The following is a 19,090-nucleotide window of genomic DNA, read 5'->3' as shown; positions in this document are numbered from 1 at the left end:
GCACGGCGCAATATTTGCCTCGCTCCTCCGAGCGATTCACCCCTCAGCCGACTCTCGTTTGGATGCGAAACGCGGCGCCGCAGGCGTCTGACCTCCGGAGGCATGCCAGTCCCCGGTGCTGCAAGGATTTTCAGCGCACGCATCAAGACTTTGAAAGTGCGAAGAAAAACAAGATTTCAGCTCGGTCACCACCCGGCGAAATTTGCAGCATCCGCTCCTCGGTAAAGAAACATTTTGACATGTGATATATCGCATATCACTATGACGGCAGAAAAACCGTTGCTCCTGTGGCCTGGGCGGCGGCGTGGAAACCGGCCACACCGCACGGAGGATATGACTATGAGAAGGCGCCTGTTGAATGTCGTCGCAGCTGTCATCGGCCTTGCCGCCACAAGCGCAAGCGCGGAGTTGCTGGACGAGATCAAGGCTCGCGGGGAACTGACCTGCGGAACGATGGATTACCTGGCCGGGATCGGTTTTCTGGATGACGCAGGAAACTGGAGCGGCTTTGACGTGGACTTTTGCAAGGCCGCCTCGGCGGCGATCTTCGGCACGCCGGACAAGGTGAAGTTCGTCGCGGTCACCGGGGCCCAGAAGTTTCCCGCGCTGGCTTCGGGCGAGATCGACATTCTCTCTCGCAGTGTCACCGCCACGATCTCGCGCGATACCACGCTGGGCTTCAGCTACATCGGCCCGAACATGATGACGGGGCAGGGCCTGATGGTCCACAAGTCGACCGGGGCCACCGACTACGACCAGATGGACGGGGCAACGATCTGTGTTCTCGCCGGGACGGTCACCGAGCGCTACCTTGCCGACTACTTCAAGGCCAAGGGCATGAGCTTCACCCCGGTGGCGGCCGAGAACGGCGACCAGCTGTTCTCGATGTACTTCGACAACCGTTGTGACGCCGTCACCATGGAGCCGCCCTACCTTGCGATCCGTCGTCAGAAGATGTCGACCGCCGAAGAGCATGTGATCTTCGAGGATGTGATCGCCAAGTCCTACGAGGCGCCGATGATCCGCGAAGGCTCGCCGCGCTTCTACAAGCTGCTGCAGTGGATGCACTATGGCATGGTCACCGCCGAGGAACTCGGGGTCACCAAGGCCAACGTGGACGAAATGGTCGCTTCGTCGACCGATCCCCGGGTGCAGCGCCTGCTGGGCGTCGAAGGGACCATCGGCGCCGACATGGGCACCACGAACGACTGGATGGTCAACGTGATCAAGGCCGTGGGCAATTATGGCGAGTTCTACGACAACAACCTGGGCGCCAACAGCCCGCTTCAGGTGCCGCGCGGACTGAACGCCCTGCTTCGGGACGGCGGCGCACTGACCGCACCCGGCTGGCAGTAATGCGGAGTGGGGCTCTCTCCGGCAGCCTGCCCTTCGGGGCACGGCTCGCCGGCCGGATGCGGCAGCGGGAGGTTCAGGCGCAGATCGTCTTCTGTGTGCTTCTGGCCGCCCTCGTCTGGGGGTTCATCCAGGCGGCATCCGGGATCGAGGGACGTGGCGGCGCGCAGTCCGGCTTCGGCTTCCTGCGCGAGCACGCCAGCTTTGAACTCGGAGAGAGCCTCATTCCCTTTCAGGCAGGCGACACCTACTTTCGCGCCTTTCTCGTCGGGCTGCTGAACACGGTCAAGGTGGCGGTCTGCGGGATCATCCTGTCTACCATCCTCGGTCTCGTGATCGCCCTCGGTCAGCTGTCACCCAGCATTCTGGCGGCGCGGCTTTGCCGCCTCTATGTCGAAGTCTTCCGAAACATGCCGCTGCTTCTACAGCTGATTTTCTGGCACACCTTCCTGTTGCGGGGCTTGCCCGCAGTGCGGCAGGCGCTTTCGCCGGTCGAGGGTGTCTACCTGACCAACCGCGGGCTTTACGTACCTGCAATCGCGCCCGATCCGGCCTATCTGCCGATGCTGCTGGCCCTTGTCGCGGGCCTCGCCCTGTCGATCCTGTTGCGCCATATGGCCCGGCAGCGGGACGGGGTGATTGCACCCAAATGGCGGTTGGCCATGATCTTCGGTCCGCCGCTTGCAGTCTTCCTCGCCTACGGCGCACCCTTCAGCCTCGACATGCCCGCGCTTGCCGGTTTCAATTTCAAGGGCGGCTGGACCCTGACACCGGAGTTCGCCGCGATGGTCATCGGCCTGACGCTCTATACGGCTGCCTTCAACGCCGAGATCATCCGCGCCGGGATCCAGGGCGTTGCGAAGGGCCAGACCGAGGCCGGACTGTCGCTCGGGCTCCGGCGCAGCCAGATCATGCGTCTGATCGTCATTCCGCAGACATTCCGCATCATCACGCCTCCGATGACGAACTCCTACCTGAGCCTGACCAAGGAAAGTTCGCTTGCCGTCGCCATCGGTTATCCCGAGGTCGTGCGTGTCGCGAACATCACCCTGTCCGAGACCAACCGCTCCATCGAGTGCATCGCCCTGATCATGATCATCTACCTGATGCTCAGTCTCCTGATCTCGGCCCTGCTGAACGTCGTGAACGCCCGCGTACAGATGCAGCACCGATGACGAGGGCAGCTCCCATAACTTCCGGCTTCGCCGACATTGTCCGGAGCCAGCTTCGTTCGCCGCTCGCGGCGGGCCTGAACCTGCTGGTCTTGCTGGCATTCATCGCGATCCTCAAGCCTGCGCTGGACTGGGCCGTCTTCGATGCGGTCTGGCGCCGGGAGAGCGGCGCGGCCTGCGATGGCGCGACCGGTGCCTGCTGGGCCTTTATCGGGGACAAGATGCGGCTGATCCTCTTCGGTCGCTTTCCCGGCCCGGAGCAATGGCGCGCGGCGGCGGGCACGGCGGTTCTGGTCGGGCTGGTCATGGCCTCGCTGACGCCAAGCTGCTGGGGGCGCCGCCTCGTCTGGTCCTGGGGGGCAGGACTGATCCTCTATTTCGTGCTCATGGCGGGCGGACTGCCGGGCCTGCCGAAGGTCTCCAGCGCGGACTGGGGCGGCCTGCCGCTCACGATCCTGCTGACGGTGTTCGGCTCCGGCCTTGGCCTCGTGCTCTCGGTGCCCGTGGCGCTGGCGCGGCAATCCCGCCTGCCGGTGTTCCGCGTCGCCGCGACGGTCTACATCGAAGCGGTGCGGGGCGTACCGCTCATCAGCGTACTCTTCATGGCGTCGATCCTTCTGCCGGTCATCCTCCCCGAGGGTCTGACCCCCGGCGGGATCGGCCGCGCGCTGACCGGCATCGTGATCTTCTTTGCGGCCTACATGGCCGAGGTGCTGCGCGGTGGCCTGCAATCCCTGCCGCGCGGTCAGTACGAGGCTTGCGCCGCACTGGGCCTCGGCTACGTAGCGACGATGGCCAAGGTCATCCTCCCGCAAGCTTTTGTCATCGTGCTTCCGGCAATCGTGAACATGGTGATCTCGGCGCTGAAAGGCACCTCGCTCGTCGTCATCGTCGCGATGATGGACTTGCTGGGCACCACCAAGGCGGCGCTCGCGGACCCGGACTGGATCGGGTTCTATGTAGAAGCCTACGTCTTCGCAGGCATAATATACGGTGTCATGTGCGGGGGCATCTCCTGGTACGGGCGGCGGATCGAGCATCGCTTCGTCAGCAGCCGCGAACACAAGAAATAAAGGGAGGATCGGGGACAGCAATGATGGCCTTACACCTTGAAAAGATTTTGAGAGCGGGTGCGAGCGGCGCCGACATGACCGAGATCGACCGCGGCGGCACCCTGACCGAGAAGGTCTATGAACGCCTGTGCCACGGCCTCCTTCTGGGGATGTGGGCGCCGGGCGAGAAGATCTCGGCCCGCAGCATCTGCAAGGACCTCGGTGTCAGCCTGACTCCGGCACGCGAGGCGATGATGCGCCTCGTAAACGAAGGTGCTTTGGACTCGGCGCTCAACCGAACCTACTCGGCCACCACGCTGACCCTCGAACAGTACCGCGAGATCGCGAACATCCGCCTCCTGCTCGAACCGATGGCGGTGGAAGTGGCGGCGCTGAAGGCCGGTGATGCGCTGTTCGACGATCTGGAGCGCATCAACGAGGACCTCGCCCGCGCGATCGGCGAAGAACGGTTCCGTGACGCGCTTCGGCTCGACTCGGAACTGCACCTGACGATCTACCGCGCCTCGGAGCAGCCGACCCTTACGGGCATCATCGACCGGCTCTGGCTGCGCGCCGGGCCGACGCGAAATCACCTGCCCGTCAGCTACCGCAAGACCCTTGCCGGATACGACAATCACAGGGTGCTGATCGACGCTCTGCGCGCGCGCGATCCCGCAGCCGCCCGGGCCGCCATCACCCGCGACCTCACGGAAGGCTCCCGTCGGATTATCGCGTTTTTCGAAGAGGCGGAATGAACCGCCAGCCACGCGGTTCGATTGCCAGAAAGAATAGAAACAAGGATACGACCATGACCTCGCCCCGTTCGCCCTTTCCCGCCACGGGCCGCAGCTGGACCGACCTGCAATCCGAGATCCGTTCCCGTTCGGGTCAGGATCTGGCCTGGCGCGACGGGCGGACGCCGCTGTTTGTCTTCCGCAACGATCAGGCCACCTACGAGGTCGGGCGGGATGCCTATTTCGAGTGTTTCAGCGAGAACGCCCTCGGTCGCAAGCGCGCCTTCTTCGGGATCGCCTCGATGGAACAGGACGTGCTGGACTTCGGGCTCGATCTCTTCAACGCGCCCGAAGGCGGGGCAGGGGCCTTCACCTCGGGTGGCAGCGAGAGCATCTTCATCGCGATGAAGGCTGCCCGAGACGCGCACCGCGCCCGTGTCGGGCAGGGGGCCGGGACAAGGCTGAACATCGTCGTGCCGATCACCGTGCACCCCGCGTTCGACAAGGCGGCGGATGCGATGGACCTCGAGATGCGCCGCGCGCCCCTGCGCGACGATTACCGGGTCGATCCAATCGCCATGGCCGAACTGATCGACGGCAACACCGCCGCAATCGTCGGATCCGCCCCTTGTTTTCCTCACGGTGTCATCGACCCGATCGAGGAGCTCTCGGAGGTCGCACTCGCCTATGGGACATGGCTGCACGTCGACGCCTGCGTCGGTGGCTGGATCGCCCCGTTCTTCACCCGCAATGGCCGCCCGACGCCGGACTTCGACTTCCGCTTTCCCGGCGTCCGCTCGATCTCCGCGGACCTGCACAAGTTCGGGTTCTGCCCCAAGCCCGCCTCGACCGTCTTTTACCGGGACGAAGCCGACCTTGAGCGGGCGACCTTCAAGGCGGACGCATGGCCCAGCGGCTCCTTTTCTACTGCAACCCTTGCCGGCACTCGACCCGGCGGCGCCGTGGCCGGAGCCTGGGCGGTCCTGAACTACTTGGGCGAGGAAGGTTACCGCGACGCGGCAGCGCGCCTCGCCGCGATGGTGGACCAGTACTGCGAGGGTATCGAGGCCATCGAAGGGCTGAGGCTTTGGTCCAGACCGGATGTCTCGATCATCAACTTCGGGTCCGACACCCTCAACATTCTCGCAGTCGCCGAACGCATGATGGCGCGCGGCTGGCTACCCGGACTGACACGCACACCGCGCGGGATGCACGCGATGCTCTCCATGCTCCACGACGGTCAGGCCCGCGAGGATTACCTACACGACCTGCGTGCCTGCGTAGAAGATGTGCGTAGCGACCCGATGCAAACCTCCAAGCTAGAGGCGGTTTACTGAGGGCGGGACGCTTGGGTGACGTTCATAGCGCTTTGCAAAGTGTTCGGCGTGGCAGTGTGTGAGCAGCATATAATGATGATTATGTAAAATATAGATGCTGAACTAAATCTCATAAGCGGTTCCCATTTGAACTGCGGTCGTCAAGATCGGCGGACATGATCCTAGATGACAAGATCGCCTCTTTGGTCGTTCCGACGGGGTTCTCGAACAGTTCTAACCAGTCGACGCAACGACAGTCGGCTAGCACCTATATGCCGAGCCGTGACCCTCCACTCGTCGGGCACGGCGGCACTGAGACTTTTCAAGTTGGCTCGGGAGGCGAAGCCGCGAACCTGATTGGAATGGTCTAAGATGAAAGCGTGTAGGGCAACAAACATCCGCGAAGTCCGTTGCCCTAGCCGTTCAAAAATGACAGCCCGCTCTAACGCGATCCGGTTGCACCATCGAGCACATACTTTGAGATGATATGGCGGTGGATCTCCGAAGTGCCCTCCCAGATCCGCTCGACCCGTGCATCGCGGAAGTAGCGCTCGAACGGCGCATCCTTCGACATGCCCATGCCACCCAGCACCTGCAGCGCGTTGTCTGTCGCCCGCCCAAGCATCTCGGAGGCGAAGAGGTTCGCCGCGGAGGCTTCCGCCTCGGTCAGCGTACCCTCGTCCATCTTCTTCGCCGCCTCCACAATGGCGAGCCATGCCAGGTGCGCCTCCATCGCTCCATCGGCGAACTTGAAGCTGGTGCCCTGGAACCGGGCGATGGGCTGGCCGAACTGGACCCGCTCATTGGCCCATTGCGCCGCTTCGCTCAGTGCGCGCGTCGCCAGCCCCACATTGCAGGCGGCCAGGCAGATGCGGCCCGAGAACAGCCACTTCTTGGCCCGTTTGAACCCGGCGCCCTCTTCGCCGAGGATGTTCCGCGCCGGCACGCGGACCTCGTCGAAGCTGATGAAACAGCTCTTCATCCCCCGGTTCGACATCACGTCCATCGGCGTCACCGTGATGCCTGGCAGAGCCTTGTCCACGAGGAAGCTGGTGATGCGTGGACGCGGGCCGCGCGGGGTCTCGTCCTGTCCGGTCACGGCAAAGACGATGATGAAATCCGCGAGGATCGCATTGGTGATGAAGTGCTTGGTGCCGTTCAGGACGTAGTCGTCGCCGTCCCGGCGCGCCGTCGTTTTCATTCCGCGCGCGTCCGAGCCGGAGCCGGGCTCGGTCAGCGCAAAGCATTCGAACCGCTCGCCCGTCGTCACCGGCTTGAGGTAGGTGTCGATCTGGTCCCCGGCACAGTCCATCAGGATCACCGCCGGGCGGTTAACGATGGTCGAGAGCCCGCGCGAGGTGCGCCCGAATTCGCGCTCGACATAGACCCGGTCGGAATAGCCAAGGCCGCCGCCGCCGTGTTCCTCCGGCATGTTCACCGCATAGAGGCCCATGTCCCGGCTGCGCTGCTTGATCTGGTTGACGAGATCGGCGGGCACCTCGCCCAGCCGTTCGACCTCCTCCTCGTGGGGCTTCAGTTCGCGCTCGACAAAGGTTGCAACCGTGTCGGCCAGCATCCGCTGGTCATCGGTCATGGAGGATAGTTCGGCAATCATGGCAGACTCCTTTTAAGGGCCGCTCCCCGGGGCGGCTCCTGCTTGCATGGGATTGGGTTAGCTCAGGCGCTGGCCGCTTCGCGCTCCTGCAGGCTGCGCCAGTCGACCTTGTGCGACGCGGTCAGCGGCAGGCTGTCGACGAAGTCCACCTTGCGGGGCAGCTTGAAGGCCGCGAGCTGCGGGCGCATCCACTCGATCAGCTCATCGGCCCCCAGCGTCGCGCCGGGCCGCAGCAGCACCAGCGCCTTGACCGTTTCGCCGCGATAGCTGTCTGGCGAGGCGATGACGCAGCATTTCTCGACCGCGTCGTGCCCGTAAATGAGGTTCTCCACCTCGGTCGGCCAGACCTTGAAGCCCGAGGCGTTGATCATCCGTTTAAGCCGGTCGACGATCTTGTAATAGCCGTCCGGCTGGCGCAGTCCGAGGTCGCCGGTACGCAGGAACCGGTGGCCCTCGTACTCGAAGAAGGCCTCGGCGTCGGCATCAGGTCGGTTCCAGTAGCCAACCATGATCTGCGGGCCCGAGACCGCGATCTCGCCCACCTCGCCATCGGCGACCGGCGCCAGCGTCTCCGGGTCGATGATCATCGCCAGCGTATTCTGTGCGGGAATTCCGATGGTCCCGCTCTGCAGCGCGTCCATCGGGTTGAGGTGCGTCGGCGACATGGTTTCCGACATGCCGTAGGCCTCTATGTATTCCAGCCCGTACTGGTCCTTTAGCCGGGCCGAGACCGGCCCCGGCATCGCGGCCCCACCGCCGGTGATGCAGGTCACCTTGGCAAGCGCCGGCGTCACCGCCTCTCCGCGTGAGAGCATGTCGACCACCATCGTGGGCGGGGCGTTCCAGAAGGTGACACCATAATGTTTGAACAGGTCGATGGCGGCATCCGCATCCCAGCGGGTCAGGATCACCATCGTCGCCCCGGCAAAGACGCCCGCGTTCATCGAGCCCTGCATGCCCGCGACGTGGAACAGCGGCTGCACCGCCGTCAGAACGCTTTCGGGCGTTAGTGCGTACCACTCTGCCTGCAGGGCCGCCGTGTGCATCACGCTGGTGTGGGTGTGCAGGCAGCCCTTCGGCAGGCCGGTCGACCCCGAGGTATAGGGCATGACGGCCCAGTCTGCCGACGGGGCCGACAGCCCCTCCAGATCCTCCGGAATCGGAGCGCAAAGCGCCTCCACCCAGGAAATCATCCGCGAATCTGCCGCAAACTCCACCGGCGCACGCATCACCAGTTCCGGCAGCGCCGCCACCGGCGCCTCGGGCAGCATGTCGGCATAGCGCGCCACGATCACGCTCAGCCGCTCCGCCCCCGGCCAGCCCACGTAGCGGTCCAGCATGTCTTCCGCGACCAGCGCCACCCGCGCCCCGGCATCACCGAGGATCGCGGCAACCTCGTCGGCGCGATACATAGGGTTCAGCGGCACAACCACACCCCGCACCGCCAGCACGGCGTAATAGGCGATGATGTACTGGGGGCTGTTCTGCATCTGGATCGCAACCCGATCCCCCGGCGCCACCGCAAGCGTCAGCAGCGCACCGGCAATCCGCCCCACCTTCTCGTAAAGCTGCGCATAGCTCAGGTCCGCCCCGTAATAGGCCGTCGCCCGCGCATACGGGCGCTCCTTCGCCTGCCGCGCGAGGTTCCCGAAAAGGCTGCCATCCGGTCCAAGATGCGATTCTGCCGATTTGCCCATGATGCCGTCCTTTCCGAACCCGAGTCGCGCCGGCGCAGGCCCTCGGGCCCGCCAACTTGCCTATTTGCTAGCACCCCGCAAAAAGCTCGAATAGCGAAAATCGGAAAAACCTTGCGAATATTCGAAACCCATGATCTTCCTCTGATCAAATTCTCAGCGGAGGCCCCGACGTGACCACCATCCCAGACGCCTATATCTGCGAAGCCCTGCGCACTCCGCGCGGCAAGGGACGTGCCGGGGGCGGGCTGGCCTCGATCAAGCCGGTGCAGATGGTGGCCGGTCTGCTGGCGGAACTGCAGGCACGCGCGGGCTTCGCGCCCGAGGCCGTCGATGACATCGTGCTGGGCTGCGTCTCGCCGGTCGGCGAACAGGGCGGACCGATGGGCCGCACCGCCGCCCTGCTGAACGGCTGGGACATGGCCGCCCCGGGGATGCAGGTGAACCGCTTCTGCGCCTCCGGGCTCGAAGCCATCAACCTCGCGGCGCAGAAGGTGCGTTCGGGCTGGGAAAATCTCGTGATCGCGGGCGGCGTCGAATCCATGTCGCGGGTGCCGATGTTTTCGGACGGCGGCGCCTGGCAGTTCGACCCCGAGATCTCCACCGCCACCGACTACGTCCCTCAGGGCATCAGCGCCGACCTCATCGCCACCCTCGGCGGCATGAGCCGCGATGACCTCGACGCCTTCTCCGCCCGCTCGCACCAGAACGCCGCCCGCGCTTGGGCGAACGGCCATTTCGCCCGCTCGGTGGTACCGGTGCGCGACCAACTGGGCCTTTCGGTGCTGGAGCGCGACGAGAACATCCGGGGCAACGCGACGGTCGAGAGCCTCCGGGCGCTCGCTCCGGTGTTCGATGGCATCGGGCGCGGCGGTTACGACCATGTCGCCCTCGGGCGTTACCCCGAGGTTCTGTTGATCCGCCATGACCACACCGCCGGAAACTCCTCCGCGATTGTCGATGGCGCCGCGCTGGTGCTGGTCGCCTCGGGCGAACAGGCCGAGGCATCTGGCCTCACCCCCCGGGCCCGAATCCTCGGCACCGGCCTCTGCGCCTCCGAGCCGGTGATCATGCTCACCGGCCCCGCCGAAGCTGCACGCCGGGCTTTGAATGCCGCCGGGCTCACCTTCGACGACATCGACCTCTTCGAGGTGAACGAGGCTTTCGCCTCCGTGCCGCTCCACTTCATGGCCGAAACCGGCGTACCGCTGGAAAAGGTCAATATCGACGGCGGCGCCATCGCCATGGGCCATCCGCTGGGCGCCACCGGCGCCATGCTGACGGGCACCCTGCTCGACGCGCTCGAGCGGACCGGGGGTCGCTATGGCCTCGTCACCATGTGCATCGGCGCGGGCATGGGCTCCGCCACCGTGATCGAACGGGTTTGAGACGAATGACTGACTACTTGACCGAAAGCCTCGCCGACGACGGCATCCTCACCGTCACGCTGGCCGATCCCTCCGGCCCGATGAATCGGACCACCGGCCAGTTCAAGGACGAACTCGGCGCCCTGCTGGACCGGCTCGAGGCCAACCCTGTCCGGGGCGTGATCCTGCTCACCGACCGCGCGGCCTTTGGCGTCGGCGGCGACGTCGACCAGATCGCCGCGCTGGCGGCCGCCGGAGCAGAAGAGAGTTTTGCCGACAGCCAGCGCCTCAAGGCGCTCTACCGCCGGATCGAGACGCTCGGCCTGCCCGTCGTCGCCCTTCTCGAAGGCATGGCGGTCGGCGGCAGCTTCGAACTCGCACTTGCCTGCCATGCGGCCTTTGCGCTGGATGATGACCGCATCCGCCTCGGCTTTCCCGAATGCTCCATCGGCCTGCTGCCCGGCGCGGGAGGACTGGTGCGCACCGTCCACCTGCTCGGCTGCGACGCTGCCCAGCCGCTGATCGTCGATGCGAAACTGATCGCCCCCGCCGAGGCCGCGCGACTCGGTCTTGTCACCGGCCTCGCCGACAGCCGCGAGGCGCTGCTCACCGCCGCCCGCGACTGGATTGCAGCCAACCCGGCACCCGCCAAGCCCTGGGACCAAAAGCGCCACAAGATCCCCGGCGGCGGCCATTTCGACAAGCGCGGCCGCTACCTTGCCATGCAGGGCCGCGTCTCGGGCCACGTCAAGCGCGGCTACGGACACCAGATGGCCGAGATCACCGCCCTCTCCGCCATCTGCGACGTGGCGGCCTGCGGCTTTGCCGACGGCGAGCGTATCGAGAGCCGCGCCTTTGCCCGGCTGGCGGTCAGCCCCGAGGCGACGGCCCGCATCGGCCTGAACCTCAAGGACAAATCGACCCTCAAACGGGCGCCATCCCGTCCGCAGGCACAACCGCCCCATCCAATGCCTGAAAGGGTTGGCATCCTCGGCGCCGGGCTCATGGGCGCCGGCATCGCCTTTGCTAACGCGCGCGCCGGGTACGAGGTCATTCTCGCCGACGTCAGTGCCGAGGCCGCCGCGCGCGGTTTTGCCCAGATCGAGGCCGACGTCGCCCGCGCCCTTCACCGCAAACAGATGACAGATGCCGAAGGCGCCGCCCTCCTCGCCCGCGTGACCACCGGCGCAGGCATTCCCTCCCTCGCCGGGTGCGACCTGATGATCGAGGCCGTCTTCGAGGACATCGCCCTCAAACGGTCCGTCCTGGCCCAGATGGAGGCCCTACTGCCCGCAAACGGCCACCTTGCTTCCAACACCTCGGCCCTCTCGATCACCGGCATCGCCGAGGCCCTCCAGCACCCCGAACGCTTCCTCGGCTTGCACTTCTTCTCCCCCGTCGACCGGATGCACCTGGTCGAGATCGTGGTCGGGGCCCAGACCTCCGACGCAATGCTCGCTCTGGCGCATGACTACACAACATCGCTGCGCAAACAGCCGATCACGGTGGCCGACAGCCATGGCTTCTTTGCCAGCCGCGCGTTCCAGAAGTTCATCTACGAGGCCGCGGCCCTCATCGGTGAAGGCGTCCCCGCCGCCCTGATCGAAAACGCCGCGCTACAGGCAGGCTACCCCGCCGGGCCGCTGTCTCTGATCGACGACACGGCGCTCACGCTCTCCATCAAAGTCATCGAACATGCCGCCGAGGCCGCCATCGCCGCAGGCAAACCGCCCGAGGACCACCCGGGCGAACGGGTCATCTTCGCGCTCGTCAACGACCACAAACGCGAAGGCCGTCGCGCCGGGGCCGGGTTCTACGACTATACCGACGCGGGCAAATCGCCTTGGCCGGGTCTCTCGCACCTCGCCCCTGCCCGAACGACCGCAACCCTCGACGAGATCGCCGAGCGCTACCTGACGGCACAATGCTGCGATGTCCTGCGCTGCCTGCACGAGGGCGTCATCCAGTCCGCCGCCGAGGTGAACACCGGCGCCATCAAGGCCATCGGCTTCCCGGCCTGGACCGGCGGCCCGCTCCGCCTGATTGCCAGCGAAGGCGCAGGCGCCTTCCTCGCCCGCAGCCAAAGACTCGCCCAAAGGCACGGCGCCCGCTTCGCCCTGCCCGTCGCCACCGCCCAAGACCTCCTGGCCCTGCTCGACCGCGCGGCCGCCTTCGACACCGCCCCCTCGACACAAGGATGACTGCCATGTCGCGACTCCTCAACACCAGCCTCACAACGAACGATGAAGCCCCCGTCTTTGTCATCGGCGCCGAAGGCTGCTGGTTCACCCTCTCCGATGGCCGCAAGGTGCTCGACGGATCGAACTCCGCCGGCGCCCTCGGCCACCGTCACCCCGACATGATCGAGACCATTCGCAAGGCCGCCGAGTACCCGGCCATCTCCGAAGGCTGGGCTTGGGAGGGCCGCGCCAAGGCCGCTGAAGACCTGATCGAGCTGGCCTTCGGTGAGGAAAAGGACTGGGTCGGCGGTGTCCGCTTCGGCCTCTCCGGTTCCGAGATCAACGACCTCGCCCTCTCCTTCTCGCAGGCCGTGACCGGCCGCGCCGCCATCGGCACCCGCGAACGGGCCTACCACGGCCTCACCGGCCTCTCGCGTGAAGTGACCACCCAGCCGCAATGGCACGGCGGCCTGTCGCGTGGCGACGGCACCGTCAGCCCGGCGGCGCCCAACTGTCCGGTCCGCGTGATTTCGGCCCCCAACTCCTCGCGCTATGGCGAGCGGGTCGTGCAATATGACGCCATGACCGAGGACCAGATGGCCAGTGTCCTCTCGGACAGCGCCGCGATGATCATCGACTACACCCAGGGCGGCATCTATCACGACGCCGCCTATCAGGATCAGGCCGCCGCGGCCGCCCGCAGGGCCGGGGCGCTCTGGATTGCCGACGAGGTCGTCACCGGCGCAGGCCGCTCGGGCCGCTGGTTCGCCTTCCAGGGCGGCACATCGCGCCCCGACATTGTGACCATGGGCAAGGCACTGGCCGGCGGCGCCGGCCCCATAGGCGCGATTATCCTCTCCAAAGAGCTGACCGAGCAGCTCGAAGATGCCGCATGGCAGAACTACTCAACCTACCGCGGCCACCCGGTCGCGATGGCCGGCGTCTCGACCTACCTCAACGTCCTGAAACGCGATGCCCTGCTGGAGCGTGTCGCCGCGCTGGAACCGGTGATTGCCGAGCGCCTCGTCGCCATGGCCCAGAAACACCCCTCCGTGTCGCGCGTCGATGGCCGGGGCCTGCACTGGACCATCGAGTTCCACGGCCCCCACTGGAAGCACTGGACCGCCGCCACCCGCGAGACGCCCATCGCCTCCAAGGTCGTCGCCGCCGCCATGGCGCAGAACGTCTCGATCGGCACCAGCGGCGAGCAGACGTCGCTGTTCCTCGCCCCTGCCCTGATCATCTCGGACAGCGAGCTCGACCACCTGCTGCAGGTGCTCGACCACGCGCTCTCCGCCGCCGACGAAGAATACGCCCCCACCGCGGCCTGACCCCGAAGGACCCCACGACATGAACGACCAGACCCAATCCGACGAGATCCTGCTCAAGACGCTGATCCAGGAATATTTCGACTCCATCTATGCGGGCGACGTGGTCCGCATCCGGCAAGTATTCCACCCGCTCTGCCGCCTCTTCGCCATGATCGACGGCAAGATCACCGCCTTCGACCACGAACCCTACATGCAGCGCGTGGCGGGCCGCCCCTCGGGTGCATCGCGCAACGACGTCCGCGAGGACGAGATCGTGACCCTCAGCATCGCAAGCCCGACCACCGCCCATGCGCGCGTCAAGGACATCTATGCCCCGGCGCACTTTGTGAACGAGTTGACCTTCCTCAAGGAAGACGGTCGCTGGTGGATCGTCGTCAAGGCGTGGCACGTCCTTACCTGATCCCCCGCAGATTTCCGAAATTCGGAATTTCAAGTTGACAGGGCGCCGCCTGACCACATAGCTGGCCAAGGCGGCGCCCTACTTTTTTGCCTTGATTTTCAAGATGGCCAAAACAGGCGTCCCCGCAGCGCGCCGGAGGAGAGACGACCCGTGAGTGAAGTAGACGATACCCCGCTGGGCCGTGCCTTCCGGATTCTGGAAACGCTCTCCTCACACCCCGACGGCCTCACCCTCTCCGAGATCGCCGCCGCGACCGATCTCGTCGTCGCCACCGTCCACCGCCAGCTCAACACGCTGATCGGCGTCGGCGCGGTGCGAAAACTCAACACCAAGGCCTTTGTCCTGGGCGAGCGGATGTGGGTCATGGCCAGCCAGATGACCAACGGCGCAGACATCACCTATTCCGCCGCGCCCGTCCTGAAGGATCTGGCCGACCGCTTTGGCGAGACCTCCTTCCTTGCCCGCCTCGCCGACCGCAACGTCGAGGTCATGTCGACTTGCACTCCGACCGCCTTTGGACAGTCCTTCGTGCAACCGGGGCGCGGGATGCCACTCTATGCCGCCGCGACCGGGAAAATTCTCCTCGCGCTCAGTTCCGACACCTTCATCGACGAGTACCTCAAGCTGCCACGTACTGCCTTCACCCCCAACACCAAGGTGGAGGAGGCTGACATCCGCGCCGAGATCGTCCAGACACGGCAACGGCAGATCGCCGTCTGCAACAACGAGTTCGACCCCGGCATCCTGTCCTATGCCGCCGCCGTCGAAGACCGCCGCACCGGCATCACCTATGCCCTCGCCGTGTTCGGACTGGCCGACCGTTTCTCGACCATCGACCGCGGGATCGTCGAGACCCAGCTTGTGAACGCGGCGCAGCGGCTGTCCCTGTCCCTGCGCAGCAACGGCAGCTGACATTCCGGATTCCGGAAACCCTCTTCAGTCTACCCATCGAACACCTCATTCGATCCGACCGAGAATCGCTCCGGCTGCCTTCCGGATCAATGGCAGGCATTCAGTGTGAAAGTTACCGTTGCGGGTCAAAAACATCCGATTACCGGAAGTTGTGGCGGTAGTATTTCCGATATTTGATGAATTCTTGCGCAGATCCCCGGCGTTCCAGCCCCTTTTGAACTGCCACATTTCACATCCCGAGCGAAGACGTTGACAGGCGCCCCTCAATATCGTTTTTCGAAAAAGTAAGAAAAACTATCGAATACCGAGAATGAGGAAGTCCCGTGTCGGAATGGCGTCTAGGAATTGATATCGGCGGCACGTTCACCGACGTGATCGCAGTCTCTCCCGACGGGACGAACCGTCGGTCCGCCAAGGTCCCCAGCAAACCGGCCGAGCCGGTGCGGGCTATCGTCGAGGCCATTGCCGCCGTCGATCTGAACTGGTCCGACGTGGGCGAAATCGTGCACGGCACGACCATCGTCACCAACGATATCGTCGAGCAGCACTTCCGCCCCTGCGCCCTGATCGCGACCTCCGGCTTCGCGGATTCCATCGAGATCGGCCGCACCTCCCGCCGCGTGCTCTACCGACTCGACGTGACGCCGAAGGTCGCCCCGCTCGTCCCGTCCGATCTGCGCTTCGAGGTCGAGGAACGCTTGCTGGCCGACGGCAGCGTCCTGACCGAACTTTCCGATGCCGAGATCGACCGCGTGATCGCCGAGATCAAGGCAACCGGCGTCGATACCGTCGCCGTCTGCCTGCTGCACGCCTTCCAGAACCCCGCGCATGAGATCAAGCTGGGCGAAAAGCTCTCCGAGCATTTTGCCAACGTCTCGCTCTCCCACGAAATCTCCCCCGAGATACGCGAGTTCGAACGGATGAGCACCACGGTGCTCAACGCCATGATGATGGGCAAGATCCGCGCCCACCTGAACCGCATCGACGAGACAAAGGCCGAGAACAGCCTGGTCCACCTGATGCACTCCGCCTCCGGCATGGCCACGCCCGACCTGATCGCGGAACGTCCGTTGATGCTTGCCATGTCCGGCCCCGCCGCCGGAGCGCTGGCAACGACCGAGATGGCCCGCGCCCTCGGGATCCAGAACGCCCTCACCTTCGACATGGGCGGCACCACCACCGATGTCTGCCTCATCGTGAACGGCCGCGCCGAAATCGCGGCCAACCGCGAACTAGGCGGCCAGCGCATCCGCCTGCCAATGGTGGCGGTCGACTCCATCGGCGCCGGCGGCGGCTCTATCGCCCGCCTCGTTTCGGGCGCGCTCGAGGTCGGCCCGCGCAGCGCCGGGGCCACGCCCGGCCCCGCCTGCTACGGCAAGGGCGGCACCCTGCCCACGGTCTCCGACGCCGACATCGCGCTTGGCTACCTGAACCCTACCCGCACCCTTGGCGGCTCGGTTCCGCTGCAACCGCAACTGGCGGACAAGGCCATCGGCGCCCTTGCCGCCGAAATGGGCTTCGAGACCAGGCAGGCCGCCGTCGGCATCACCCGCGTCGTCCACGCCACCATGGCCCGCGCCCTGCGCCGCGCCACCGTGGAACGCGGTCTCGACATCCGCAGCTTCGACCTCGTGGCCTTCGGCGGCGCCGGCCCGATGCACGCGGTCGAGGTCGCCCGCATCTGCGGCATCAAGACCATCGTCGTCCCGATGTTCTCCTCCGGCTTCTCCGCGCTCGGCTGCGTCGATGCGGCGATGAGCTATTCCCGCCAGTTCACCGTGAACATGAAATCGAAGACCTGGGACCAGTCGCGTCTCGATGCGCTGCTGCGGGAGGAAACGGAAACGCTCTCCCGCGCCCTCGTCGCAGCGGGCCACGCGGCCGAGACCCTGCGCGTCACCCACACCGCCGGCATCCGATACTCGGGCCAGAGCTACGAAACGCCGATCCATGACCCGGCCTTCGACGACCTCGAAGCGCTCGGCGCCCAGTTCGACGCCGCGCACAAGGCGGTCTACGGCTACTCGACCGGCGAGACGTGGGAGCTGATGACCGTCCGCACCGAGGTTTCCGGCCCCGAGCGCGAACTCAACAACGCCGAAGTGCCGGGCGGTGCGACCACCCCCGCACCTGTCGGCCACCGCGAGGTGACCTTCGAAACCGGCGAAAGCGCCAACACCCCTGTCTATGATCGCGATGCGCTGGTCGTGGGCGAGGTGCTGACCGGCCCGCTGATCGTCGAGGACACCTGGTCAACCGTCGTCGTCCCACCGCGCGACACCATCCGCCGCGACGCCACAGGAAATCTCCACATCGTGGTGGAGCTGGACCAATGAAGGACACCGCCGTGCAACTCGATCCCGTATCGCTCGAAGTCATCCGCAACGCGCTGACCGCCGTCGCCGAGGAAATGTCGAGCGTGGTCATGCGTGCCGCGCGCTCGCCGCTGCTGCGCGAGGCGGGCGACCACTCCTCCGCCCTGACCGACGCCGAGGGCTACCTCGTGGCGCAGGGCCGCGACGTGCCGGTGCACCTCGGCGTGCTCAGCTTCACTGTCCGCGAGTTCCTCAACAAGGTTGGCCGCGACGCACTGCGCCCGGGCGACGTCTGGATCCTCAACCTCCCGGACGTGGGCGGCAACCACCTGCCCGACGTCAAGCTGATCCGCCCGATCTTTCACGAGGGCGACCTCTATGCCTTCTCGATCAGCCTCGCCCACTGGGCCGACGTGGGCGGAGCGATGCCCGGCAGCTACTATGCTGCCGCCTTCGACTGCTGGCAGGAAGGTCTGCGGATTCCCCCGGTCCGCCTCGTCGCCGGCGACGAGATCGACGAGGAGAAGATGGGACTGATCCTCGCCAACGTGCGCGGCCCGGCCGAGCGGCGCGGCGACATCCTCGCCCAGATCTCGGCCACCACCGTCGCCGGGCGGCGTCTGGAAGAGCTGCGCCTGCAATATGGCGTCGCCTTCCTCAAGGCCGCCTTCGAGGCGATCCACGACCGCGCCGAACGGCAGATGCGCGAGGCCATCGCGACCATCCCCGACGGCGTCTACGAAGGCGAGGACTTCATGGACGATGACGGCCACGGCGGCGCCCCCGTCGCGATCCGCGTCAAGGTCACGATCTCGGGCGAGACCGCGAGCTTCGATTTCACCGGGACCGACAATGCCGTGCCCGGGGCGCTCAACACCACGCCCTTCATCGCGGCGGCGGGTGTCTTCTACGTCATGAAGGCGCTCTACGGCCCCGACATCCAGCCGTCCGCCGGTTGCTACCGCCCCCTTTCGGTGGTGACGCGCCCTGGCTCCATCCTCGATCCGCGCAGCAACGTGCCGGTCGTGGGCGGCAACCACGAAACCTGCCAGCGCGTGGCCGACGCCATCTTCAGGGCGCTGGTGCCAGTCGCCGCCGAGAAACTCTCGGCGGGCGGCCCCACAACGGCGGGCCTGCTGATCTTCTCGGCGCGCAACGACGAGGGCGATTATTCCACCTTCTACGAGGTGCACGGCGGCGGTGAAGGTGCCCGGATCGACCGGGACGGCATGGCCGTCACCCGCGTCCACCTTGCCAACGTGATGAGCACCCCGGTCGAGGTGATCGAGACGGAGTACCCCCTCATGGTCGAGCGTCAGGCGCTGCGCCACGGCTCGGGCGGCAAGGGGGCCCACGTGGGCGGCGACGGCCTGCACCGGGTCTACCGGATGCTCGCCGACAACATCTCGCTCACCACCATGTTCGAACGTGCCGTGGTTCCCGCCTACGGGCTGGAAGGCGGCGAGAATGGCGCGCCCTTCGAGGTGCACCTGCAAACAAAAGAAGGCACGCAGACCAAGCTGCCCGGCAAGCATAACGTCACCATCAACAGGGATGACCGGGTTACAGTCATGTCCTGCGGGGGTGGCGGGTATGGGCTGGCGACGGATTGAATTCCGGACCCACACCAACTGAAATCCAACAGGAAC

At 65.7% G+C, this 19,090-nt stretch carries 14 protein-coding genes; 12 read left to right on the top strand and 2 right to left on the bottom strand.

What is annotated here, in order from left to right:
- Positions 1-339 precede the first annotated feature (339 nt).
- The 5 genes from DDT93_RS21350 to DDT93_RS21330 all read left to right on the top strand — a co-directional run bounded on the left by DDT93_RS21350 (position 340) and on the right by DDT93_RS21330 (position 5,648).
- Positions 340-1,356: an amino acid ABC transporter substrate-binding protein gene (locus tag DDT93_RS21350; protein ID WP_157960245.1), complete on the top strand. Its 1,017-nt coding sequence runs from the start codon at positions 340-342 to the stop codon at positions 1,354-1,356.
- Complete coding sequence (locus DDT93_RS21345) at positions 1,356-2,528, top strand: amino acid ABC transporter permease (RefSeq protein WP_109467930.1); 1,173 nt, start codon at positions 1,356-1,358, stop codon at positions 2,526-2,528. The genes DDT93_RS21350 and DDT93_RS21345 overlap by 1 nt, the downstream gene beginning before the upstream one ends.
- Positions 2,525-3,598, top strand: coding sequence for an amino acid ABC transporter permease (locus DDT93_RS21340; RefSeq protein ID WP_109467929.1), 1,074 nt, complete (start codon positions 2,525-2,527; stop codon positions 3,596-3,598). Before DDT93_RS21345 ends, DDT93_RS21340 begins: the two co-directional genes overlap by 4 nt.
- A gap of 74 nt (positions 3,599-3,672) precedes the next feature.
- Positions 3,673-4,332: a GntR family transcriptional regulator gene (locus DDT93_RS21335; RefSeq protein WP_198654930.1), complete on the top strand. Its 660-nt coding sequence runs from the start codon at positions 3,673-3,675 to the stop codon at positions 4,330-4,332.
- A gap of 53 nt (positions 4,333-4,385) precedes the next feature.
- Entirely contained in the window at positions 4,386-5,648 is a 1,263-nt protein-coding gene (locus tag DDT93_RS21330) for a pyridoxal phosphate-dependent decarboxylase family protein (protein WP_157960244.1), read from the top strand.
- Between the two features lie 421 nt (positions 5,649-6,069).
- Here the strand turns inward: DDT93_RS21330 and DDT93_RS21325 are convergent, their stop codons facing one another.
- Both DDT93_RS21325 and DDT93_RS21320 read right to left on the bottom strand, forming a co-directional pair.
- Entirely contained in the window at positions 6,070-7,242 is a 1,173-nt protein-coding gene (locus tag DDT93_RS21325; protein ID WP_109467926.1) for an acyl-CoA dehydrogenase family protein, read from the bottom strand.
- 62 nt (positions 7,243-7,304) lie between these two features.
- Complete coding sequence (locus DDT93_RS21320; protein ID WP_109467925.1) at positions 7,305-8,939, bottom strand: AMP-binding protein; 1,635 nt, start codon at positions 8,937-8,939, stop codon at positions 7,305-7,307.
- Between the two features lie 179 nt (positions 8,940-9,118).
- Here DDT93_RS21320 and DDT93_RS21315 point away from each other — a divergent pair, with 179 nt between their 5' ends.
- The 7 genes from DDT93_RS21315 (at position 9,119) to DDT93_RS21285 (ending at position 19,054) form a co-directional block, all read left to right on the top strand.
- Positions 9,119-10,324, top strand: coding sequence for an acetyl-CoA C-acetyltransferase (locus tag DDT93_RS21315; protein WP_109468104.1), 1,206 nt, complete (start codon positions 9,119-9,121; stop codon positions 10,322-10,324).
- Positions 10,325-10,329: 5 nt separating this feature from the next.
- Positions 10,330-12,504, top strand: coding sequence for a 3-hydroxyacyl-CoA dehydrogenase NAD-binding domain-containing protein (locus DDT93_RS21310; RefSeq protein WP_109467924.1), 2,175 nt, complete (start codon positions 10,330-10,332; stop codon positions 12,502-12,504).
- Between the two features lie 5 nt (positions 12,505-12,509).
- Complete coding sequence (locus tag DDT93_RS21305; RefSeq protein WP_109467923.1) at positions 12,510-13,814, top strand: aminotransferase class III-fold pyridoxal phosphate-dependent enzyme; 1,305 nt, start codon at positions 12,510-12,512, stop codon at positions 13,812-13,814.
- A 19-nt stretch (positions 13,815-13,833) separates the two neighbouring features.
- A complete protein-coding gene (locus tag DDT93_RS21300; RefSeq protein ID WP_109467922.1) occupies positions 13,834-14,214 on the top strand; it encodes a nuclear transport factor 2 family protein in 381 nt (126 codons plus the stop codon).
- Between the two features lie 150 nt (positions 14,215-14,364).
- A complete protein-coding gene (locus tag DDT93_RS21295) occupies positions 14,365-15,126 on the top strand; it encodes an IclR family transcriptional regulator (RefSeq protein ID WP_109467921.1) in 762 nt (253 codons plus the stop codon).
- Positions 15,127-15,449: 323 nt separating this feature from the next.
- Positions 15,450-17,462 carry a hydantoinase/oxoprolinase family protein gene (locus DDT93_RS21290; RefSeq protein ID WP_109467920.1) on the top strand — a complete coding sequence of 671 codons (2,013 nt, stop codon included), beginning with the start codon at positions 15,450-15,452 and terminating at the stop codon, positions 17,460-17,462.
- Positions 17,459-19,054, top strand: coding sequence for a hydantoinase B/oxoprolinase family protein (locus DDT93_RS21285; RefSeq protein ID WP_198654929.1), 1,596 nt, complete (start codon positions 17,459-17,461; stop codon positions 19,052-19,054). The genes DDT93_RS21290 and DDT93_RS21285 overlap by 4 nt, the downstream gene beginning before the upstream one ends.
- Positions 19,055-19,090 lie beyond the last annotated feature (36 nt).

It is taken from the genome of Albibacillus kandeliae (assembly GCF_003116585.1).
In the GTDB taxonomy this organism is placed as follows: domain Bacteria; phylum Pseudomonadota; class Alphaproteobacteria; order Rhodobacterales; family Rhodobacteraceae; genus Albibacillus; species Albibacillus kandeliae.
The sequence above is the reverse complement of the archived record's forward strand: the minus strand, read 5'-3'. Positions and strand labels throughout refer to the sequence as shown.

Coding starts and splice junctions, on each gene's coding strand:
- DDT93_RS21320 (WP_109467925.1), bottom strand. CDS start 8,939: ATGGGCAAATCGGCAGAATCGCATCTTGGACCGGATGGCAGCCTTTTC.
- DDT93_RS21285 (WP_198654929.1), top strand. CDS start 17,459: ATGAAGGACACCGCCGTGCAACTCGATCCCGTATCGCTCGAAGTCATC.
- DDT93_RS21350 (WP_157960245.1), top strand. CDS start 340: ATGAGAAGGCGCCTGTTGAATGTCGTCGCAGCTGTCATCGGCCTTGCC.
- DDT93_RS21325 (WP_109467926.1), bottom strand. CDS start 7,242: ATGATTGCCGAACTATCCTCCATGACCGATGACCAGCGGATGCTGGCC.
- DDT93_RS21335 (WP_198654930.1), top strand. CDS start 3,673: ATGACCGAGATCGACCGCGGCGGCACCCTGACCGAGAAGGTCTATGAA.
- DDT93_RS21340 (WP_109467929.1), top strand. CDS start 2,525: ATGACGAGGGCAGCTCCCATAACTTCCGGCTTCGCCGACATTGTCCGG.
- DDT93_RS21330 (WP_157960244.1), top strand. CDS start 4,386: ATGACCTCGCCCCGTTCGCCCTTTCCCGCCACGGGCCGCAGCTGGACC.
- DDT93_RS21310 (WP_109467924.1), top strand. CDS start 10,330: ATGACTGACTACTTGACCGAAAGCCTCGCCGACGACGGCATCCTCACC.
- DDT93_RS21300 (WP_109467922.1), top strand. CDS start 13,834: ATGAACGACCAGACCCAATCCGACGAGATCCTGCTCAAGACGCTGATC.
- DDT93_RS21345 (WP_109467930.1), top strand. CDS start 1,356: ATGCGGAGTGGGGCTCTCTCCGGCAGCCTGCCCTTCGGGGCACGGCTC.
- DDT93_RS21305 (WP_109467923.1), top strand. CDS start 12,510: ATGTCGCGACTCCTCAACACCAGCCTCACAACGAACGATGAAGCCCCC.